The sequence below is a fragment of the uncultured Maribacter sp. genome, assembly GCF_963975365.1.
Classification (GTDB): Bacteria; Bacteroidota; Bacteroidia; order Flavobacteriales; family Flavobacteriaceae; genus Maribacter.
Genome location: NZ_CAXBGF010000001.1, coordinates 602184 through 623453 on the forward strand (window position 1 = coordinate 602184; position 21270 = coordinate 623453).

General features: G+C 37.9%; 16 protein-coding genes, 1 tRNA gene and 1 pseudogene. 4 read left to right on the forward strand and 14 right to left on the reverse strand.

Annotation, left to right across the window (positions count from 1 at the left end; genetic code table 11):
• Positions 1-37 precede the first annotated feature (37 nt).
• The 9 genes and pseudogenes from AACZ49_RS02715 to AACZ49_RS02755 form a co-directional block, all read right to left on the reverse strand.
• Positions 38-460: a transcriptional repressor gene (locus AACZ49_RS02715; RefSeq protein ID WP_008992770.1), complete on the reverse strand. Its 423-nt coding sequence runs from the start codon at positions 458-460 to the stop codon at positions 38-40.
• A gap of 144 nt (positions 461-604) precedes the next feature.
• The gene (locus AACZ49_RS02720) at positions 605-1036 is read right to left on the reverse strand and encodes a DoxX family protein (RefSeq protein ID WP_339651327.1); all 432 of its coding nucleotides are present in this window, start codon (positions 1034-1036) and stop codon (positions 605-607) included.
• Positions 1037-1095: 59 nt separating this feature from the next.
• Positions 1096-1434: a P-II family nitrogen regulator gene (locus AACZ49_RS02725; RefSeq protein WP_026753618.1), complete on the reverse strand. Its 339-nt coding sequence runs from the start codon at positions 1432-1434 to the stop codon at positions 1096-1098.
• 115 nt (positions 1435-1549) lie between these two features.
• A complete protein-coding gene (locus AACZ49_RS02730) occupies positions 1550-2860 on the reverse strand; it encodes an efflux RND transporter periplasmic adaptor subunit (protein ID WP_339651333.1) in 1311 nt (436 codons plus the stop codon).
• Positions 2829-7229, reverse strand: a complete 4401-nt coding sequence (locus tag AACZ49_RS02735; protein ID WP_339651335.1) for a CusA/CzcA family heavy metal efflux RND transporter — start codon at positions 7227-7229, stop codon at positions 2829-2831. Before AACZ49_RS02735 ends, AACZ49_RS02730 begins: the two co-directional genes overlap by 32 nt.
• Before the next feature lie 117 nt (positions 7230-7346).
• Entirely contained in the window at positions 7347-7742 is a 396-nt protein-coding gene (locus tag AACZ49_RS02740) for a hypothetical protein (RefSeq protein WP_339651337.1), read from the reverse strand.
• A 319-nt stretch (positions 7743-8061) separates the two neighbouring features.
• Positions 8062-10293 carry a TonB-dependent receptor gene (locus tag AACZ49_RS02745; protein ID WP_339651340.1) on the reverse strand — a complete coding sequence of 744 codons (2232 nt, stop codon included), beginning with the start codon at positions 10291-10293 and terminating at the stop codon, positions 8062-8064.
• 182 nt (positions 10294-10475) lie between these two features.
• Positions 10476-10863 (reverse strand): annotated as a pseudogene (locus AACZ49_RS02750) (type IV secretory system conjugative DNA transfer family protein); the annotation flags it as partial.
• A gap of 467 nt (positions 10864-11330) precedes the next feature.
• Positions 11331-11403: transfer RNA gene (locus AACZ49_RS02755), tRNA-Met, on the reverse strand.
• 194 nt (positions 11404-11597) lie between these two features.
• Here AACZ49_RS02755 and AACZ49_RS02760 point away from each other — a divergent pair.
• The 3 genes from AACZ49_RS02760 to der all read left to right on the forward strand — a co-directional run bounded on the left by AACZ49_RS02760 (position 11598) and on the right by der (position 15221).
• On the forward strand, positions 11598-12962 hold the full coding sequence (locus AACZ49_RS02760) for an alanine/glycine:cation symporter family protein (RefSeq protein WP_339651342.1): 1365 nt from the start codon (positions 11598-11600) through the stop codon (positions 12960-12962).
• Positions 12949-13833, forward strand: a complete 885-nt coding sequence (gene era, locus AACZ49_RS02765) for a GTPase Era (protein ID WP_339651344.1) — start codon at positions 12949-12951, stop codon at positions 13831-13833. The genes AACZ49_RS02760 and era overlap by 14 nt, the downstream gene beginning before the upstream one ends.
• A gap of 83 nt (positions 13834-13916) precedes the next feature.
• The gene (gene der / locus AACZ49_RS02770; RefSeq protein ID WP_339651347.1) at positions 13917-15221 is read left to right on the forward strand and encodes a ribosome biogenesis GTPase Der; all 1305 of its coding nucleotides are present in this window, start codon (positions 13917-13919) and stop codon (positions 15219-15221) included.
• Between the two features lie 74 nt (positions 15222-15295).
• On the opposite strand, the gene AACZ49_RS02775 is transcribed toward der, so the two are convergent.
• From AACZ49_RS02775 to AACZ49_RS02795, 5 genes are read right to left on the reverse strand one after another with little or no spacing between them, the layout of a single operon-like run.
• Complete coding sequence (locus AACZ49_RS02775) at positions 15296-16087, reverse strand: TPM domain-containing protein (protein ID WP_339651349.1); 792 nt, start codon at positions 16085-16087, stop codon at positions 15296-15298.
• The gene (locus AACZ49_RS02780) at positions 16068-16505 is read right to left on the reverse strand and encodes a TPM domain-containing protein (RefSeq protein WP_339651351.1); all 438 of its coding nucleotides are present in this window, start codon (positions 16503-16505) and stop codon (positions 16068-16070) included. The genes AACZ49_RS02775 and AACZ49_RS02780 overlap by 20 nt, the downstream gene beginning before the upstream one ends.
• Before the next feature lie 7 nt (positions 16506-16512).
• A complete protein-coding gene (locus AACZ49_RS02785; protein ID WP_339651353.1) occupies positions 16513-17112 on the reverse strand; it encodes a LemA family protein in 600 nt (199 codons plus the stop codon).
• A gap of 10 nt (positions 17113-17122) precedes the next feature.
• Complete coding sequence (locus tag AACZ49_RS02790; RefSeq protein WP_339651355.1) at positions 17123-17452, reverse strand: MerR family transcriptional regulator; 330 nt, start codon at positions 17450-17452, stop codon at positions 17123-17125.
• Complete coding sequence (locus tag AACZ49_RS02795) at positions 17452-18429, reverse strand: M23 family metallopeptidase (protein ID WP_339651357.1); 978 nt, start codon at positions 18427-18429, stop codon at positions 17452-17454. The genes AACZ49_RS02790 and AACZ49_RS02795 overlap by 1 nt, the downstream gene beginning before the upstream one ends.
• Positions 18430-18533: 104 nt before the next feature.
• Between AACZ49_RS02795 and alaS the strand changes: the two genes are divergently transcribed.
• Entirely contained in the window at positions 18534-21146 is a 2613-nt protein-coding gene (alaS, locus tag AACZ49_RS02800; RefSeq protein WP_339651360.1) for an alanine--tRNA ligase, read from the forward strand.
• Positions 21147-21270 lie beyond the last annotated feature (124 nt).

Below are 21270 nucleotides of genomic sequence, written 5' to 3' on the forward strand. Positions count from 1 at the left end.
TATTTATAAATGATAATTGAATTTAAAAACCAAACGTTTAATCCAAATTGCCACTGCATTTTTCGCAGATGCCCTTTACCACCAAGTTAATGTCCTCCGTGATATAGCCATCAGGCAGGTTGATATGAGGGATTTTATGTTCTGTTAAACAAACCGTTTCATTACAATTGTTGCAATGAAAGTGCAAATGAAGGTCGTTGCCGACCTCACATTCACAATTTTCTTCGCAAAGGGCGTATTTTATAATTCCGGTCCCATCCTCGATTTGATGCACAATACCTTTTTCTTCAAACGCTTTCATAGTCCTAAATAGGGTACTTCTTTCACTGACCTTAAAATCTTTTTCCAAGTCGCCAAGGCTGATGGCCACATTCAACTCTGCCAACCGCTTATAGGTCATAAGGCGCATAGCCGTAGGTCGTATTCCTTTGCTTTCTAAAAATTGAACTATTTTTTCCATTTGTATATCAGGTTTATGAAAGAATAGTTGCGTGTTTTAGCAATAAACTTCGCAAGTCCAGAATCAACTGGAAAATCCGCAAGGATTTTCCGAATAGGCAAGGACAAGCAATTATTTTTATACGGTGTCATTTTTATTTTTCGTTCAGTTTTTCGGTTTAGAAATCAGATTGTCCAATTCCAAATATTTCTCTTTCATAAGACTCAAAGCAAAAGCTCCGGCAGAAGCACTAAAAACAGAAAAGTCAAACGCTCCTTTTATTCCGGTTGAAAAAGTCATTGACAAAGCAAATACTAACAATAGAAATCCGCTTAATTTTGCGAACAGTTCCGTTTTAAATCCTATTATCAAGAAAAATGCAAAAACAATTTCGGCTGCGGTTGCTAAAATTCCGATTGTTGGGATTAGTGAATTGGGAATCCAAGGATTTATCACTTGGGTATAACTCAAGAAATTATCCCAATTCCCCCAAACAGAAACTTCTTTGCTCCAAATTCCAAATCTGTCGGCGACCGCCGATAAAAAACCGATTGAAATTGCTAATCGCAAAAAGACTTTAATAAACTTGGCATTCATATTTTTTATTTTTCGTTTCTAATTTCCGTAGCGTTCGGTTAAATGCACCACAGCTGGTTTTATAAGTCATACCTCTTGAGAGATTCCCCGGTTTTAATCTGAAAGGCATCCTCGATATTTGCTATATAGATAATGCCGTCTCCAGGTTCTTCCGTTTTGCCATTTTTTAAAATTATTTCAATGGCAGCTTGGGCTTCCTCATTTTGACAGACCAATTCCAGCTTAACCACAGGACTATCGGTAATACGAAAATCCAACGAAGGTCTTGCACCTTTTGCCTTGAATGCGCCAGTGCCTTCTGCTTGTGAAAGGGTCATACTTTCAAATCCATTATCTGATAGTGCTTCAATGACTCTTTGGATTCGGTTCGGTTTTACAAATGCTTTTATTTCTTTCATCTTAAAAATATTTTTATGTTTTAATCGATTTTGAACCGAGCTTGTTTTCTAATTTTTAACTAACTAATTAAGACGATAAACAAACTCGGAATCAAAATCTTTGATTATTATTGAATTAATGTCCGTGTTCCAGTTCGCCTTTAACCATTTCCGAAGACAGGTTATAAGCTCCGTTTATCACGACTTTGGCATCCTTTGAAACTTCGGCAGGAAGATTGACTTCAACAAAGCCTAAATCAGTAATACCGACCGTTACGGGTATCATTTTAAATTTCATTTTGTTCGCTTCTATTTCTTCATCTTCATCCAAAATGAAAATGAAAGATTGCTCGCCTTCTTTTATAATGGCAGCTTCCGGAACGGCGAAACCCTTTTTCTCGCCCTGCACTATGCGTCCTTCCACGTACATACCTGGCAGTAGGTTTTTATCCTTGTTTTCAATATCTGCCAGAACTTCCAAAGCTTTTGGGTCTGTATTGAAGGTTTTACCAACAGACCGAACGGTTGCTTTAAGCAGTTCATCTGGACGAGAGGCCGTGGAAAAATATATCTGTTGCCCTTGCTTGATTTGCTTTATGTCCTTCTCATATACTTTGAAGTTGACATAAATTTTTGAGTTGTCGCTTATCGAGAACATTTTGGATTGTTGTGCCACGTAATCGCCAAGGCTAATCATTACTTCATCCACATACCCACTTATAGGCGAGGTAATGGGAACAGCGGAATATATCTGTCCTTCCGCCACTTTGTCCGGGTTAATGCTCAACAGTCTCAATTGGGACCGCAAACCATTGACGCTGGATGTAGTGGAACGAAATTTTGACTGTGCCATTTGAAATTCCTTGCCAGAAGAAACACCTTTATCATAAAGGGTCTGCTTGCGTTCAAAATCCTGTTTCAAAAAGACCAGTTCGTCATTTTTTTCCTGATAATCCTGTTGCATAGCAATGATATCTGGGTGTTCTATATATGCCAACACCTGACCTTTCTTTACGTTATCTCCAGGGATTACTTTTATGGAACTCACATTTCCACCAACAAAAGGACTTATGTTCGCCTTGTCCTGTGGGAAAAGTTCCAGCGTTCCTGTTACTTTAATGTTGTTCCCTAAATTGCGTTCCTCCAAAGGTTTCATTTCCAAACCTATGGTTTCGGCCTGTTGCTTTGTGAGTTCCACAACGCCTTCTTCCTCGCTGTGACCACCTTCTTCCTCTTCTCCTTCAACGTGGCCTTCTTCGCCGTGTGCATCTTCTCCAACTTCATTGGTTTTTGATACGCCTTCAGCTTCGTTATGCCCAAGTTCAGATTTTTGGGCATCGTTACAGCTCATAAACATAAGTGTAAATAATACGGTACTTACTAATAGTATATTTTTCATTTCTCTTTTTTTAAGGTTATAAATTGCCCAATTGATATTGTAGCTCAATAGCTTGTTGGTTATACTGATTTATAAATTGTAAATGACTCTGCTTTATACGAATGGCACTGTTCAGGATCGTGATATAATTCACATAATCTATTTCACCTTCTTTTGAAGCAAGTTCAGCTGTCGAAATCTGTTCTTCGGCCAATAGTAAAGCTCCTTCTTGATAATAATCAAGGGTCTTTTGGGTTTTTTCTAAAGATTTTAAAAGTTGGGAAACCCTACTTTCAGTTATTGCCTTCTGTTCCAAATACTGGTTTTCGACTACCATTGCATCTGCCTTGGCAGCTTTAACCCTTGATTTTTGAGGAAAGAACCAAAGCGGAATGCTGATACCTGCTTGATATGCGCTAAAGCCAGACACATCATTGTATTTCAGTTTATCATAACTTATGCTGAATTTTGGTAGGAACTGTGCTTTCTCCACACCGATATTCGCTTTGCTTACTTCCGCATTCTGCATCGAATACTGCAATATTGGGTTGTTGGCCATCGAAGTTGAATCCAAAACACTCATAAAATTAATTGTGCCGTAGGGCAGTCCGACCGTTTCAATTTCTTGGTCGATGCCCAAATACTGCTTCAGTGCCCTTTTGGCGATTTCTATATCGTCATAGGCTTGCTGTCGTAATACCTGAATCTGCTGATATTCGGAAGAGGCGGCGATAAATTCCAGCTTGCCCGTTTCCCCTGTATCATAACGCAATTCGGCAGCCGTCCTAAAGTTGGCATAAACACTGTCCAACTGTTCCGCAAAACGCAATTGTCCCTTGTTATAATTGATAAGGTCATACGCCTGCATCACATTACGAATCAATTGCTGCTCATTGACAGCATAGAATTTTTCGCCCAATTTAACCCGTTCTTTGTAGAACTTGTTTTTTGAAAAACCCGAAAGCAAATCAATATTGCCCTGTTGTACGCCATAGGTACGCAATATTCCTTGTTGCACCCCTTGGTCTTCTCTACCGGTATATAAAGAGGTACTTCCTAAATCAAAACTTGTTCCTTTCAGAGCCTGTTCTCTTTCGATTAAAGCTTGACTTTCCTTTAGGGAAGGATAATTTTCCTTGGCCATAGATATGGCTTCTTCCAAAGTAATTGTTTGAGCCATCTGGCTATTCTGCGCAGTAGCGGAATTTGAGGTTAAAAAGCCTCCCAAACTCAATAATACAATAATAACCGTTGTACTTTTCTTAACGTAACTTACATATCCACCATTGTCCTTCTTTTCTTTTCGGGATTCAAGCCAATAGTATAATACGGGGAGAACCACAAGCGTTAAAAACGTCGCTGTAAGTAATCCACCAATAACCACCGTTGCCAATGGTCGCTGCACTTCTGCCCCGCCAGAGGTAGAAATAGCCATTGGGATAAAGCCCATAATGGCCGCCGTTGCCGTAAGCAAAATGGGACGTAAGCGTTCGTGCGTTGCTTCGTATATTCGTTTTTTTAAATCTGTCATTCCACTTTCTTTTAATTCGTTGAATTTGTTTATCAGTACCAGTCCGTTTAAAACCGCAACTCCAAAGAGTACAATAAAACCAACCCCTGCCGATATACTAAAAGGCATTCCTCGTATCAATAGTGCAAAGACTCCTCCAATGGCAGCCAAAGGCACTGCCATATAAATCATTAGGGATTGTGAGAACGAACTCAAGGCAAAATAGAGCAGTATGAATATTAGGAAAAGCGCGATAGGCACTACAATCATCAATCTGTCTGAAGCACGTTGAAGGTTTTCGAAAGAACCTCCGTAGGTTACAAAATAACCAGGTGGCAGTTTCACTTCCGTTTCCAATTTTTGCTGAATTTCCTCGACCATCGATTTTACATCGCGCCCACGAACATTGACCCCAACCGAAATACGACGGGAGGTATTGTCCCTTGAAATCTGCATCGGCCCGGGCTTATAGCTGATATCTGCTACCTCCTTTAAAGGCACTTGCGCTCCGTTTGGCAGGTCTATATAAAGATTTTTAAGGCTATTGATGTCCTGTCTAAACTCCTTTGCCAATCGGATGACCACATCGAACCGTTTTTCGCCCTCAAAAATCACACTCGCCTGTTCTCCAGAAAATGAAGCACTCACATAATCGTTCAGCTTGTCAACGGTTACACCGTATTGTGCCATTTTTGCCCGGTTATACACCACCGTCATTTGTGGCAAACCGCTTGTAGCTTCCACATTGAGGTCTGCCGCTCCGGGAACGGTTCTGATGACCGCTGCGATTTCCTGTACCTTGTCTGCCAAAACGCCCAAATCTTCCCCATATAGTTTAATGGCAACATCTTCTCGGACACCCGTCAATAATTCATTAAAACGAAGTTCTACAGGTTGGGTAAATACGAAGTTTACGCCGGGAACGACTGAAATTTTTTCTTGAATTTTTTCTATAAGTTCTTCTTTACTATCTGCGGAAATCCATTTACTCTTATCTTTTTCAAGAATAATATAACTATCCGCAATGTCCATAGGCATCGGGTCTGTCGGTATTTCGGCCACACCAATTCTTGAAATTACCGTTTTTACTTCTGGAAATTCATTGATTAAATTTTGAAGTTTTTTTGAAGCCTCAATGGATTCTGTAAGACTGCTTCCCGGTTTTATCAACGCTTGAAACGCAATATCGCCCTCATCAAATTTTGGGATAAATTCGCCACCCATATTACTAAAAATAAATCCCGCAATCATAAGCAAGGCAACAGCGCCTATAACGACTCCAGCTCGAAAACGAAGTGCAAAATTCAGCAATGGCACATACCCTCTGTTTAAACCGGACATTATTTTATCACTGAACCTATCAATCTTGTTTTCAAATTTGGCAAACCAACTATTCTGATTTTTAGCAGGTTTTAGAAACATCGCCGAAACCATCGGAACATACGTAAGACAAAGAATAATCGCTCCTAAAACGGCAAATCCGAACGTAAACGCCATAGGACGGAACATTTTTCCTTCAACGCCTGTTAAGAACAAAATGGGAGTAAATACAATAAGTATAATAAGCTGTCCAAAGAATGCGGAATTCATCATCGTACTTGCCGATTCATACGCTATTTCATCCATTTCAGACTGGTCAATGGCGGTTGTGGTTTTTTTCATCCGTTGATGAATGTGAAATACCATTCCTTCCACAATGATTACCGCACCATCCACGATGATACCAAAATCGATCGCACCCAAGGACATTAAATTCGCCCATACTCCAAATTGTTTCATCAAAATAAATGCGAAGAGCAATGATAAAGGGATCACCGAAGCGGTAATTAATCCGCCACGGAAACTTCCCAAAAGCAAGACAAGCACAAAAATCACAATCAATGAACCTTCAATAAGGTTTTTTTCAACGGTACTTGTGGTTCTTCCAATGAGTTCACTTCGGCTTAGAAATGTATCTATGTAAACGCCTTCAGGTAAGGATTTCTGTATTTCTACAATGCGCTTCTCCACATTTTCGACTACGTTGCCTGGGCTTTCGCCTTTCAGCATTAAAATTTGTCCACCAACAGTTTCGTGTCCATCTTGGGTAAACGCACCATAACGCACTTGATTACCATAGCCTACTTTTTCGGCGACATCCCGTATTAGAACAGGGCTTCCGTTTTGTGTGGTTACAACTGTATTTTCCAAATCTTCAATACTACGTGCCAAACCTTCTCCACGGATAAAATTAGCTTGGTGGTTTTTTTCTATATATGCACCACCAGTATTGGCATTATTTACCTTCAATGCTTCAAAAACCTGATTCATTGTAATACCGAAACTTTTTAGTTTATCAGGGTTAATGGCAACTTCATACTGCTTTACATAACCACCAAATGCATTTACCTCGACCACTCCGGGGACTAATGCCATTTGCCGTTTTACAATCCAATCCTGAATGGTACGAAGCTCCATTGCATCGTATTTATCTTCGTAGCCCTCTTTTAATTTTAAGGTGTATTGGTAGATTTCGCCCAGACCTGTAGTTATTGGTGCCATAAATGGCGTGCCGAAGCCTTCGGGGATTTCTCCAGCAACTTCGGTTAATTTCTCTTGTACCAATTGCCGGGGAAGATAAGTGCCTGCCTCGTCCTTAAATACAATGGTAACCACGGACAGCCCAAAACGGGATACGGAACGCAGCTCGATAACATCAGGAAGGTTTGCCATTGCCAATTCTACCGGATAGGTAACAAATTGCTCAATATCTTCAGTACCTAAATTTGGGGCAACTGTAATAACCTGTACTTGGTTGTTGGTAATATCGGGTACAGAACCTAGGTTTATTGTGGCCATAGACCAAATGCCCGTACCTACAAGTGCCACTATAAAGAGCCCAATAATAAACTTGTTATTAATGGAAAATGAAATGATTTTGTTAATCATAGAAAAAGTATTAATTCAGTTTAAACCTCGCAATGCAATTAGATGCAATGCGTTTATAATGCGATGCTTACTTTGAAAAGCATCACGTAAGGATATAGCTATCCTTAAAAAACTGAATTATACTTTAGGGGGTTGGAAAAGGGATTCCAGATATCTGGAATTGAAGTTTACATTATGTAAGTTAAACTGTTTTTTCTCTTCAAACTTTAGTCGATTGGTTAAAGCCGAATTGTTATTCGCAATAATTAATACTAAAGGATGACAACATTGATTATGGGGATGAACTGGTGTATTCTCCTTAACTGGGTTATTATGATGCCCTTCATTTTTTGCATCATTGTCAATGTAATCTTCAACTACATATTCAAGGAAAGAGTCGCCATAAACTTTATGGTCTTGATAATGGGTAATAATACTTGAAATTTCTTTAATTGGCCCACAAAAGTCCATATCTATGCTAATTCCTTGAAAAAAGAATAATAACGACATTGATATGGAAACAAGTATTTTCATAAAGTTTTACAAATATACGAATTAATCGATGCACAGGTTGTGCAAAAACTTGAAGCGGGATAAAAAATAAGATTTAACTTATCAAAATATTAGAGCCATCTGCGTATTTTGCTCTAAAATCAACTAATAAGCCCCAATTATCGACGTATTGGTAATTAAAAGTTAAATAAATGCTACAAAAGTAACTAATATCACACCCATACCTCCCTTAAGAGTACTCGATTAAGTGGTTTATTAAGGGGTAAGTAAGTGAACCTAATCCATACAAAATTTGGCAAGGTTCTATTTTTTAAAAATTGAGTAATTTCTTTTCAAGAATTTAAAATCCGTACGCGACAGAAAAATTAATCCCAAATGGATGTCCAGGACGTAAACCTGCTGGAACCCTCGATACTGCATAGGTTGTATTAAAGAGATTTATAATATTAGATGACAAGGTAAAATTGGCATCAATAAAATAACGGGCAGACAAATCCACTATAAAATTTGAATCTACTTTAAAGTTTTCTGGGATTGTTCCAGCACCTGCTTTTGTTCTGAAAGCGCTTGTGTATCGTGAATTGAGGTTTACTTCAAACTTACTGTGCTGAAACCCCAAAGATGCGTTTAATTGATTTTTTGCAATATAGGGTATCTCGTCCCCTACGGTGACTATGCCGTAAATATCCTCATTACTGTCAAAACTGGTTAAAAATTCAGTATCGGTAAGTGTGTATGAGACAGATAAGGGAAGCTTAAATCTACTACTTTGTTTATACAACAGGTTGTAATTTAGTAAAAACTCGATACCACTTACACGAACTTCGCCTGCGTTAAATTGGTCAAGGCTTCCTGTACCGCCAGTTGCAGCTAAATCACTTCCAAGTAGGTTTTGGTAGTCATTGTAAAAGCCAACAATTTCGCCGTTGAAACCTTTAACGCTAAATCGGGAACCCAATTCATAATTAATGCTTTCTTCAGGATTTTGCCCCGGCGTATTACTTGGTGGCGAAAAACCTTTATGCACACCACCGAATATTGATATGTTGTTACTGAACCTATAATTAACCCCTATTCCAGGAATCCAGACATCCACTTCGTTTTCTCTGATTGATAGGTCTTGACCCGTTCGGGAAGGATCGTCAGTACCATAATCTGTTCGGGTCAAAGTGATGTTTTCATAGCGCAACCCTGGGGTCAAGGTTAAACTTTCAATTTTTACCGTGTATAGTAAATGTGCTGCCAGTGCTTTTGCACTGCTTATACGGTTGGCATCTGTACCTTTTTTACCAACTGTAGTCTGTATTAACTCTTGGTTTTGAAACGCATATCTATCCACCCATTGAAACCTATCCTCGTCATCTTCGTGATAGCGTATTCCTGCTTCTAAGCGCTGTACCCATCGGTTACCCCAATTTAGAGTTGCTACAGATTGAATTCCGTTTGAGGTATAAGCTCTGTTGTTGGCCTTTATACCTAATGCATTTGTTTGGGTGTCTTCGTTGCCCAAGAGGGTTTGATATTCTGAAGGAAAATTTTCTGGTGAAGACAAAATGTTGTTAATACTTACGCGTTCGCCCAAATTCACGTCATCCAATTTATACCAATTTCGTTTAAATCTATTGAGATAGCCTGTTGTCCTTATATCAAGGGATGGTGACAAACGGATAAAATGGGTAAGCTGGTATTGTTGATGTTCGGCGTTCATCACATCCTCTGAAGAAGCTCTGTATCTTCTAAAGGGACTTTCCTCAAAATCTGCATCTGTCAGTCCCAAATAGGTCTCGTTGGCCTCTTCTTCTGAATATTGGATTTTAAACAATAGCGACTGATAGATTTTGGCATCCAAATCTGTATTTACTCTAAATTTGGCCAAATAATCTGTTTTGTCGAAACCCGTGTTGCCACCACCGTCTAAATCCTTAAAACCATCGGAACTGTAGTTGTAATAATCCGTCATAAACCCAAAGTTCTTAAAACTATTGCCTAAGACCAATTGGGTGTTTCTTGAATCATAGTTTCCGGCAGCAATCGATGCTTTTCCAGAAAATTTTTCCGGTATACGAGAGGATATCATATTTATGGCACCACCTGTGGTGTTGGGGCCGTACTGTATTTGGCTGCTTCCTTTTAACACCTCTATGGCTTCCATTCTGCCAATAGTAGGAAAATAGTAGGCAGCTGGTGCACTGTAAGGGGCGGGTGCAATCAACACACCATCTTCCATTAAATTAATTTTTGCGCTGCGCTCAGGCGAAGTACCTCTTAAACTAATGTTTGGGCGTAATCCAAAACCATCTTCTTCATAGATGTTGATGCCTGGAACCGTGCGTAAAATTCTGTTGATATTGGTGAAAGAGAACTTTTTCAAGTCTTCTTTTGAGATATAAGTTGCAGAACCCGTTTTGTTTTGTGCCTCAAATTTACTTCCCAATAATACATTTCCCGTAACGATGACTTCCTTAAGTTGTTCGGTTTGTTGCTTAATTGAATCTTTTTGTTGTGGGTTGGTCTGTGCCAATCCCGTGATGTAAAATAGCAAGGTAGTTGCTGTGAAGGATAGAATTTTCATTTGCAATTTTATTTAGAATGATTATAAATAGGTCGCAAATATAATATCCTCTTTTGTATTGTCCAAATTATTTAGAATAATTCTTAATAGTATTTTTTACTATCAGGTTTTGAGATAATTTTAAGTTAAAGCAATAAGCTAAACCCATTATTATGGATTTTTTAAATCTTTATTAGCTAATTTTAGTTAACCTTAAATATAGATTTTGCCTCTCTATAAATCCGTTCAAAATTGAGCTTTAATTCATCAGTTGTGAAATGTTGATGAGGATATGGTATTTCCCTTTTAATCGCTTGTAGTTTAAATTGAACTCTTTTATACTCGCCATCAGCAAAAGTTATAAACTCGCCTTGTTTCAAACGAAAGAAAACATCTGCCCTGCGTTTGGAAACTTCTTTTTCGCCTGTGGTAATCCGTGTATCAAAATTCAGATTATGACCACGGTTGATACTTGTGGTTTCTTTACGGACAATCTCAAAAAAACGTTCATAGTATTTTGCAGTATCTGGGTCATTTACTTTGCAAAAAAAACTGATAGGAAAGGTTGCTCAAAATAGCCTTACTCGCTTTTTGTGTCAATTTTTCTTTGACTTCTTTCTTAGCAGCCGTAATTTTTTTACCGCTCTTTCTTGTGATACTCGCTTTTGTTGTCATAATACTCAAATTTTTGATTAAACAATATTTGAGCAGAAACCAAACGGAAGATAAAATCTTGGCTCAAAAGGAAACGGAATAAATAAGCGTTGGAAAGAGCATTGGCTTTATGCCGTAGTCTTTTGATGGAAGTATTTTACGAGTTTAAATTGCGTGTATATTGTATGATAATAAACTTCCCTTACGAAGAACCGAGGTTGCGGCATAGTAAAATTTATTATTCTTCCCTAAAATCCATATTGATTATAGACAAAAGGAAACATTTGATATCAAAAGCTATTGACGTCTGAGATTGATGTTATTCTGTACTTATTCTGTACTTATTCTGTACTATGAGGAATAAAAAAAGCCTTCACATTTCTGTGAAGGCTTGATTTTACTAGTAGCGGGAACTGGACTCGAACCAGTGACCTTCGGGTTATGAGCCCGACGAGCTACCTACTGCTCTACCCCGCGATATGGGTTTTTTATCTCACTTGTTTTCCAACTTCAGCTCATTACACTGACAAGATAAAGGAACGCTACTATTTGTAACGGGCTGCAAATATACAACCATATTATTATAATTTCAAAACTTATTTAAATAATCTTTTTAGCGCCAGTATCTTTTAAAAAACTTAAAATCCATAACTTCGGATTTTTACTACTTTATGGATACAATCAATGATTTTATTGCGGGCGCACTACCGTATACAGAATGGCCAATGTTTTTGTTGCTTATTGGAGGTGGACTCTTCCTCGTTTTCTATTCTAAGTTAATGCCTTATCGCTTTTTTGGGCATGCTATTGCCATTACAGCAGGTAAATATGATAATAAAAATTCAAAAGGAGATGTGAGTTCTTTTCAGGCATTGTCCGCCGCAGTTGCGGCAACAGTGGGTCTGGGAAATATTTCAGGGGTTGCCATTGCAATACATGATGGTGGTCCTGGGGTAGTGTTCTGGATTTGGATGACGGCATTAATAGGAATGTGTATAAAATTCTATTCCTGTAGTTTGGCGATTATGTATCGGGGCACAGATTCCGACGGTAAAATGCAAGGAGGGCCAATGTATTATATTACTAAAGGCTTAGGTGAAAAAGCTCGTCCGCTGGCAACTTTTTTCGCAGTATGTGGCATATTTGGTTTTTTAGGGGTTTTTACTGCGAATCAATTTACCGAAACATTTATGAGTGTGGTTGAACCAAGTTCAACAATAATTGAGATGAGTGATGAAAATTGGAAATGGACTATTGGCCTTGTTTTGGCAGTTATCACTTCATTTGTAATATTTGGGGGGTTAACAAAAATAGCCAAGGTGGCATCTGCCATCGTACCTTTTATGGTTGCGGTGTATTTGGTGGCGGTAATAGTGGTAATGGTATTGAATTCAGGGCAAATTCTACCTTCTTTAAAAATGATTATTACAGAGGCGTGGAACTTTAAATCTCTGGCAACGGGTGGTTTTTGGGGCCTAGTCATTATTGGTGTTCGTAGAGCTATGTTCTCTAATGAAGCTGGTTTGGGTAGTGCGCCTATGTATCATGGGCAATCAAAGAACGACGAGCCAATAAGAGAAGGTCTGGTTGCTATGTTAGGTCCATTTATAGATACGATTTTGGTTTGCACGTTTACTGCAATCGTAATTATTTTAAGCGGTGCTTATCTAGAAGATTCAAGCGGTATTGTAATGACGCTTTCTGCATTTGAAACTACATTGTTTGGCTGGGGCGATGTTTTGTTAATGGTCATTGTAACTGCTTTTGCCTTGTCTACTTTGTTTACCTATTCTTATTACGGTGTAAAATCACTTTCATTTTTGACCAATGCCAAAATAGGGGAATATTATAACTGGTATTTTGTAATTATGATTGTATTTGCCGCTGTTGCCTCATTAGAGCTTGTGAAAAATTTAATCGATTTGTCATATGCACTTATGGTAATACCGAATATGATTGCCGTACTTTTGTTGGCTCCAAAGGTAAATGTGGAATTGAAGAAATATATAATTAAGTATAAGGATGGTAGATCATAAGGCAGGCTTCGTAAATATTATAGGAAACCCAAATGTGGGTAAATCTACTTTAATGAATGCATTTGTGGGTGAAAAATTATCCATAATTACATCTAAGGCACAAACAACCAGGCACCGTATATTAGGTATTGTAAATGGGGATGATTTTCAAATGATTCTGTCGGATACGCCAGGCATTATTAAACCAGCATACGAGCTTCAAAGTAGTATGATGGATTTTGTTAAATCTGCTTTCGAAGATGCAGATGTGTTGCTCTATATGGTTGAAATAGGGGAGAAGGCATTAAAAGATGAAGCTTTTTTCGAAAAAATAAAGAACTGTAAAATTCCTGTTCTGTTATTATTGAATAAGGTTGATACCGCTACTCAAGAGTTATTGGAGGAGCAAGTTCAATATTGGCAAGAATTGTTACCTAGTGTCGAAATACATCCAATTTCTGCATTATCGAATTTTAATGTAAAAGGAGTATTTGAACGTATTATAGAGTTGTTGCCAAATTCTCCAGCGTATTATCCAAAAGACCAGTTGACCGATAAGCCAGAACGTTTTTTTGTCAATGAAACCATCCGTGAGAAAATTCTATTGAATTATAAAAAGGAAATTCCGTATGCCGTAGAAATCGAAACGGAGGAATTTTTTGAGGACGAAGATATTATTAGAATGCGTTCTGTGATAATGGTAGAGCGTGATTCTCAAAAGGGAATTATTATTGGTCATAAAGGAGCAGCTTTAAAACGAGTGGGCATAGAAGCAAGAAAAGATTTAGAGAAGTTTTTTGGTAAACAAGTGCATATTGAATTATATGTCAAAGTCAATAAAAACTGGCGAAGTGATTCTAGGCAATTAAAACGATTTGGATATAATAAATAATACAATTCTTCAATTTTTCATATACCTAAGGTAATCAGGTAACTATTGTTGGGATTATACTACCTTTGCGGCAAATTTAAGCTATGAGTGCTATTGTTGCCATTGTGGGGAGACCAAATGTAGGAAAATCTACTTTTTTTAATCGATTGATTCAGAGACGTGAAGCAATTGTTGATGCCGTTAGTGGTGTTACACGTGATCGTCATTACGGAAAGAGTGATTGGAACGGCAAAGAATTTTCTGTTATTGATACAGGCGGGTACGTTGTTGGTAGTGATGATGTTTTCGAAAAGGAGATTGATAAACAAGTTGAGTTGGCTATTGAAGAAGCCGATGCCATTATTTTTATGGTTGATGTAGAAACCGGTGTAACCGGTATGGACGAAGACGTTGCGAAATTACTACGGAGAGTTAAAAAACCTGTTTTCTTAGCAATAAACAAAGTTGATAATGCAAAACGTGCAGAGGATGCTGTTGAGTTTTATTCATTAGGACTTGGTGAATATTACACATTGTCAAGTATTAATGGTGGCGGTACAGGTGATTTATTGGATGCTCTTGTAAAAGAGTTGCCAGATGTTGAAGAGGAGAAAAGCGAATTGCCAAGATTTGCTGTAGTCGGTAGGCCAAATGCAGGTAAATCTTCATTTATAAATGCATTGATCGGTGAGGAAAGATATATTGTTACTGATATTGCGGGTACCACTAGAGATAGTATTGATACTAAATACAACCGTTTTGGATTCGAATTTAATTTAGTTGATACTGCGGGTATACGTCGTAAGGCGAAAGTGAAAGAAGATTTAGAATTCTATTCTGTAATGCGTTCTGTTAGGGCTATCGAGCATTGCGATGTTTGTATATTGTTGTTAGATGCCACTAGAGGTTTTGACGGTCAGGTAGAGAATATATTTTGGCTTGCGCAGCGTAACCATAAAGGAATTGTTATTCTTGTGAATAAGTGGGATTTGGTAGAGGATAAAGAAACCAATACCATAAAGCACTATACCCAAAAAATTAAAAAAGCGATTGAGCCATTTACCGATGTGCCCATTCTTTTTATTTCTGTACTCACAAAGCAGCGTATTTTTAAAGCAATTGAAACTGCGGTCGAGGTATATAACAATAGAAACAAGAAAATTATTACTCGTAAGTTTAATGAGACGATGTTGCCGATTATTGAAAACTATCCGCCACCGGCATATAAAGGTAAATTCGTTAAGATAAAATTCTGTACTCAGTTGCCGACACCTTATCCGCAATTTGCATTTTTCTGTAACCTTCCTCAGTACGTGCGTGAACCATACAAAAGATATTTGGAGAATAAAATTAGGGAAGAATATGATTTTACAGGAGTGCCTATCACGGTATTTATGAGGAAGAAATAAATTTTGGAAATTAAAGGTTTTAAAATAGTCAAGTAATTTTTTTAAGAAATTACTTGATTTTTTTTAACCAAAATCTACCACCCTCCTGAGGCACCGCCGCCACCGAAACCACCGCCACCAAAACCTCCGCCGAATCCGCCACCGCCAAAGCTTCCGCCTCCGCTGCTACCGCTGAATCCGCCAGAACCGTTTGAGCGCCCCATGTTGCTTAGTATAATCATCTCCCAGGGACTTAGGCCTCTGCGTCTTCCTCCGCGACCATTATTGTTATCGTTCTTTCTGCTCCAAAGTATAAATAAAATGACAATAAAAATGATGAAAGGTAAGATGGACGAGAACGGGAAACCATCATTGTCTCCAAAGGTTCGCTCTTCTTGAAACTCACCATTCAGGACTTGAAAAATAACATCGGCTCCTTTGTCTAAGCCACCGTAAAAATTACCTGTTCTAAACTCGGGCAATATAATATTTTCGATAATTCTTTTCGAAAGCGCGTCGGTTAATGAACCTTCAACTCCATAGCCTGTATTTATTGCAATTTTTCTGTCATTTTGTGCTAATATGATTAATATGCCATTATCTTTTCCTTTTTGACCAATACCCCATTTTTGGCCCCAGTTAGCACCGAGATAATTAATGTCCTCGCCTTTAGTAGTGGCGATTATCGTAATCACTATTTGTGTAGAAGTGCTGTCTGAATATCTTACCAACTTCTGGCTTAACTGCTTTTTTTGTTGGTCAGTCAGTAAGTTGGTGTAGTCATAAACACTTGTTTGTAGTGCTGGCTTATCAGGAATTTCAAATTGACTCCAAACAGGTTTGCACCAAAGAAAAAGTAGTATAAGGCTAACCTTTAGATATCTCATTGCTTAATTCGTTGGTGTCCTCTGAATGCCATGGAAAATGGATGTTCAATTCTGAACCGGCTTTTAAAATACCAGATATAATACCCTCTTTGTAAGCTCCTTTAATAAAATGGCTTTGAATGGTGTCTTTAGTAGTTTGCCAGAAATCTGCAGGCACTACTTTGTCAATTCCCTTATCGCCACAAATAACAAATTTTCTGTCATTTACTGCTACATATATAAGAACACCGTTTTCTTGTTTGGTATTATCCATCTTTAGTAGGTGGAATACTTCTTGAGCGCGTTTGTAATGGTCTTTTTGGGTATGTGCTTCTATGTGCACCCTAATTTCACCAGATGTGTTTTTTTCGGCCCTTAAAATAGCGTTAACTATTTCTTGTTCTTCGGTAACGGTCAAAAAATCTTCTACTTTGGACATCGGCGAATCAATCAAATTCAAAATTCACATCTGGTGCATTTTCAGAACCTGCATCGGCTTTGTAATAGGCCAATTCATTAAAGTTTAAGAAACCTGCCAATATCGAATTCGGGAATTTTTTAATGTGTAAGTTGTACGGCTCAACGGTTGCATTAAATCTATCTCTAGCGACATTTATACGATTTTCTGTGCCTTCTAATTGAGACTGAAGCTCAAGAAAGTTCTGATTAGCTTTTAAATCAGGGTAACGTTCTACGGTCACCAATAATCTGCTTAGGGCACTGCTAAGTCCGCTTTGTGCCTGGTTGAACTGTGCCAATTGCTCTGGCGTTATATTTGCCGGGTCAATACTTACAGATGTGGCTTTGGCTCTTGCTTCGATGACATCGGTCAATGTTCCTCTTTCAAAATCAGCGGCACCTTGCACAGTTTTTACTAAGTTGCCAATTAGGTCGTTTCTACGTTGATAGACGCTTTCAACATTTGCCCAAGTTTTGGTAGAGGTTTCTTTTAAAGCAACGGCAGTATTATTAAAGCCTACGCCCCATTGGTATAGTCCAAACGTAATGACGACAATTGCGATTAACGCAATAATTCCTTTTTTCATAATGGTAGTGTTATAATTGGTCTTTTATTTTGTTCAGTTCTGCCTTTACCCGTTCCAGCTTTTGGATAATGTCAAAATTTGAAAGCGTTTTCTGTTTTTCTTCTTTAAGGTGTGTTTTAGCGCCATCAAGGGTAAATCCCCGTTCTTTGACCAAATGGTAGATCAGCTGAAGGTTTTTTATATCTTGAGGTGTAAATTTTCTATTGCCCTTAGCATTTTTTTTAGGCTGAAGCACATCGAATTCTTTCTCCCAAAACCGAATTAATGAGGCATTGACCTTAAAGGCCTTGGCCACTTCGCCAATTCCGTAATATCTTTTTTCTGGGAGTTCTATTTGCATTAATCCAATGATTGGTTTTCTTGATTAGCGAATTTCAACATGTTCTCAAATTCTTCTGGAGATAAACTACCATAGTAGAAATTGATAGGGTTGATCCTATCGTTTTCTTTCCAGACCTCATAATGTAAATGAGGTGCTTCTGATCGGCCTGTACTACCTACAAAACCTATTAAATCGCCGCGTTTCACTTTTTGACCGGACTTAACGTTGTATTGACTTAAATGAGCATAAAGGCTTAAGTAGCCATAACCATGCTCAATACGTATATGTTTTCCATATCCTGATGAATTGTTATCGGCCCGAGTAATTTTTCCGTCACCAGCAGCATAAATAGGTGTGCCTTTCGGTGCTGTGAAGTCCATGCCGTAATGCATTTTTCTAGCTTTAGTGAAAGGATCCGATCGCCAACCGTAACCAGAAGCCATACGTGTAAGGTCCTCATTATTTATAGGTTGTATTGCTGGAATGGACATCAATAATTTTTCTTTCTCTTCGGCCAATTTGGTAATCTCGTCCAATGATTTAGATTGTATGGCCATTTGTTTTTTTATAATGTCCAACCTTTTTGTGGTAGACACTATCATTTCTGAATTGTTGAAACCTTCTAATGATTTGTAACGATTAATACCTCCAAAACCTGCTTTGCGTTGCTCGTCCGGTATAGGGTTTGCTTCAAAATATAGTCGGTAGATATTGTTATCGCGTTCTTCAATATTTCCTAGTACCTCTTCGATTTGGGCCATTTTTTTGTTCAATAGTTCATATTGAAGCTCGTAATTTTTCACTTCACGAGATAAGGAAAGTTCCCTAGGGGTATTAACGAGGTTAGTATTTAAAAGAAGAATAAGGGCTAAAAATCCAAAAAGGAATGATCCCAAAATAAACAAAGTTATATTTCTATAACGCTTAGATTTTTTGGGTTCTATTTTACGGTACGACAGGGTGTCCGGGTCGTAATAGTATTTTACCTTAGACATGAATGTTATTTATCCTATTTTTGTTATTTAATTTTAACGGAACAAACAAATATAAAAATAGTTTTATATAAAGCGTTAAAATTTGTAAAAGCTTAGCATTTTAGATGAATTCCAAGGATACAAGAACAGCATTTCTTAATTTTTTCAAAGGTAAGGGTCACAAAATTGTGGCTTCTGCCCCAATGGTCATAAAAGATGATCCAACCCTGCTATTTACTAATGCAGGTATGAACCAATTTAAAGAATATTTTTTAGGTATAAGTCAGTCTAAAAACTCTAGGGTGGTCGATACACAGAAATGTTTACGGGTTAGTGGCAAGCACAATGATCTTGAAGAGGTGGGTAAAGATACCTACCACCATACGATGTTTGAGATGCTCGGCAACTGGAGTTTTGGTGATTACTTTAAAGAAGAAGCGATTACTTGGGCATGGGAGCTATTGACGGAAGTTTTAAAAGTAGATAAAGAAAGTCTTTATGTGTCTGTCTTTGAAGGAAGTGAAGATGCCGATAAATTAGAAAAAGACCATGAAGCATATGCTTTATGGAAGAAAATTGTTCCTACAGATAGAATTATCATGGGGAGTAAGAAGGATAATTTCTGGGAAATGGGAGATCAAGGTCCGTGTGGGCCATGTTCCGAAATCCATGTAGATATTCGTTCAAAAGAAGAGAAGGCTAAAGTTTCTGGTGCCAGTTTAGTAAATCAAGACCATCCTCAAGTTGTAGAGATTTGGAACTTGGTATTTATGCAGTATAATCGAAAAGCTAATGGCTCTTTAGAAAGTTTACCTGCAAAACATGTAGATACGGGTATGGGGTTCGAGCGACTTTGTATGGTTTTACAGGGAGTGCAATCTAATTACGATACCGATATATTTACACCATTAATTCGTGAAATTGAAACCATAACCAATTCTGATTATGGTAAAAATGAAGAGGTAGATATTGCAATACGCGTTATCAGCGACCATATACGTGCAGTTTCATTTTCTATTGCCGACGGTCAATTACCTAGTAATACTGGTGCGGGTTATGTGATACGAAGAATTCTCAGAAGAGCGGTTCGTTACGGATTCACGTTTTTGAATACGAAAGAGCCATTTATGTATCGTTTAGTGAATGTACTTACCGATTCTTTAGGCGATGCCTATCCTGAATTGAAAGAACAAAAGCAGTTGATTGAAAACGTAATAAAAGAAGAAGAGTTTTCTTTCCTGAAGACTCTTGATCAAGGATTGGTTTTACTAGACACCATAATAACAAATACTAAGGGGAAAACTGTTGACGGTAGTAAAGCATTTGAATTATATGATACATTCGGATTTCCTATAGATTTGACTGCATTGATTTTAAGCGAAAAAGGCTATGAATTGGATGAAGCTGGTTTTGAAAAGGCTATGCAGCAACAAAAGAATAGGTCTAAATCTGCCTCGGTTGTTTCTAAACAGGATTGGGAAATTTTAGTAGATGACAACGAGCAAGAATTTGTTGGATATGATTTACTTGATGTTGAGGTTAAGATTACAAAGTATCGTAAAATAGTCTCAAAGAAAGATGGGACTCAGTTTCAGATGGTGTTTAATCTAACCCCATTTTATGCTGAAGGTGGTGGTCAAGTTGGGGATAAGGGCTATTTAGAAGATACACATGGAGATGTTGTATATATTATCGATACCAAAAAGGAGAATAACGAAATCATTCATTTTGCTAAGAACTTACCTAAACATTTAGGCGAAAGTTTTAAAGCTGTAGTGGATAAAAAGCAACGTAGTAGAACAGAGTCGAATCATACGGCAACACATTTGCTGCATCAAGCATTACGTGAAATTTTAGGTAAACATGTTGAGCAAAAGGGCTCTTCGGTGCACTCTAAATATTTGCGTTTCGATTTCTCTCACTTTGCCAAACTTACAAATGAAGAGCTACGCGATGTTGAAAATTTTGTGAATGCACGAATTGATGGTCATTTACAAGTGCAAGAGCAGAGAAATGTGCCTATGAAAGACGCTGTAGAAGCAGGTGCAATGGCTTTGTTTGGTGAGAAATATGGTGATGCCGTTCGTACGATAAGATTTGGACAGTCTATCGAATTATGTGGAGGAACCCATGTGAAAAATACAGGCGATATCTGGCAATTTAAAATTAAATCAGAAGGTGCGGTTGCAGCTGGTATTAGAAGAATTGAAGCTATAACAGGCGATGCGGTAAAGGATTTTCATGTAGATAATGATAAACTTTTGTCCAAGATTAAGGATGTATTAGGAAATTCTCAGGACCCTGTAAAAAGTGTGGTTGGTTTGCAAGATGAAAATAGCAATCTTAAAAAGCAAGTTGCCGAATTATTGAAAGACAAGGCAAAGAACCTTAAAGGAGAATTGTTGCAGGAGCTTCAAGAAGTAAACGGAGTGCAGTTTCTTACCAAACGTATAGATTTAGATGCAGGTGGCGTAAAAGACCTTTGTTTTGAAATGGGTAATAATAAGGATAACCTTTTTCTTCTTTTTGGAACGGAACAAAATGGTAAAGCTTTATTGTCTTGCTATGTGTCAAAAGAACTAGTGGCTTCTAAAGGATTAAATGCTGGAACTATAGTAAGAGAGTTGGGTAAATATATTCAAGGTGGTGGCGGTGGCCAACCTTTCTTTGCGACGGCTGGCGGTAAGAATCCTGACGGTATTAGTGAGGCCCTGGATAAAGCCAAGGAATATCTATAATAAAATTTATTTGTTCAGATGTTTTATGTAGGCGAAGATTGGTTCATGTGTGGTAATCCTATTAAATAAAAATTTAAGACTATCTTCAAAATGTAGATAGAAACACTTCATTATTTTGAAGAGG

Coding starts and splice junctions, on each gene's coding strand:
- AACZ49_RS02715 (WP_008992770.1), bottom strand. CDS start 460: ATGGAAAAAATAGTTCAATTTTTAGAAAGCAAAGGAATACGACCTACG.
- AACZ49_RS02720 (WP_339651327.1), bottom strand. CDS start 1,036: ATGAATGCCAAGTTTATTAAAGTCTTTTTGCGATTAGCAATTTCAATC.
- AACZ49_RS02725 (WP_026753618.1), bottom strand. CDS start 1,434: ATGAAAGAAATAAAAGCATTTGTAAAACCGAACCGAATCCAAAGAGTC.
- AACZ49_RS02735 (WP_339651335.1), bottom strand. CDS start 7,229: ATGATTAACAAAATCATTTCATTTTCCATTAATAACAAGTTTATTATT.
- AACZ49_RS02740 (WP_339651337.1), bottom strand. CDS start 7,742: ATGAAAATACTTGTTTCCATATCAATGTCGTTATTATTCTTTTTTCAA.
- AACZ49_RS02745 (WP_339651340.1), bottom strand. CDS start 10,293: ATGAAAATTCTATCCTTCACAGCAACTACCTTGCTATTTTACATCACG.
- AACZ49_RS02760 (WP_339651342.1), top strand. CDS start 11,598: ATGGATACAATCAATGATTTTATTGCGGGCGCACTACCGTATACAGAA.
- era (WP_339651344.1), top strand. CDS start 12,949: ATGGTAGATCATAAGGCAGGCTTCGTAAATATTATAGGAAACCCAAAT.
- der (WP_339651347.1), top strand. CDS start 13,917: ATGAGTGCTATTGTTGCCATTGTGGGGAGACCAAATGTAGGAAAATCT.
- AACZ49_RS02775 (WP_339651349.1), bottom strand. CDS start 16,087: ATGAGATATCTAAAGGTTAGCCTTATACTACTTTTTCTTTGGTGCAAA.
- AACZ49_RS02780 (WP_339651351.1), bottom strand. CDS start 16,505: ATGTCCAAAGTAGAAGATTTTTTGACCGTTACCGAAGAACAAGAAATA.
- AACZ49_RS02785 (WP_339651353.1), bottom strand. CDS start 17,112: ATGAAAAAAGGAATTATTGCGTTAATCGCAATTGTCGTCATTACGTTT.
- AACZ49_RS02790 (WP_339651355.1), bottom strand. CDS start 17,452: ATGCAAATAGAACTCCCAGAAAAAAGATATTACGGAATTGGCGAAGTG.
- AACZ49_RS02795 (WP_339651357.1), bottom strand. CDS start 18,429: ATGTCTAAGGTAAAATACTATTACGACCCGGACACCCTGTCGTACCGT.
- alaS (WP_339651360.1), top strand. CDS start 18,534: ATGAATTCCAAGGATACAAGAACAGCATTTCTTAATTTTTTCAAAGGT.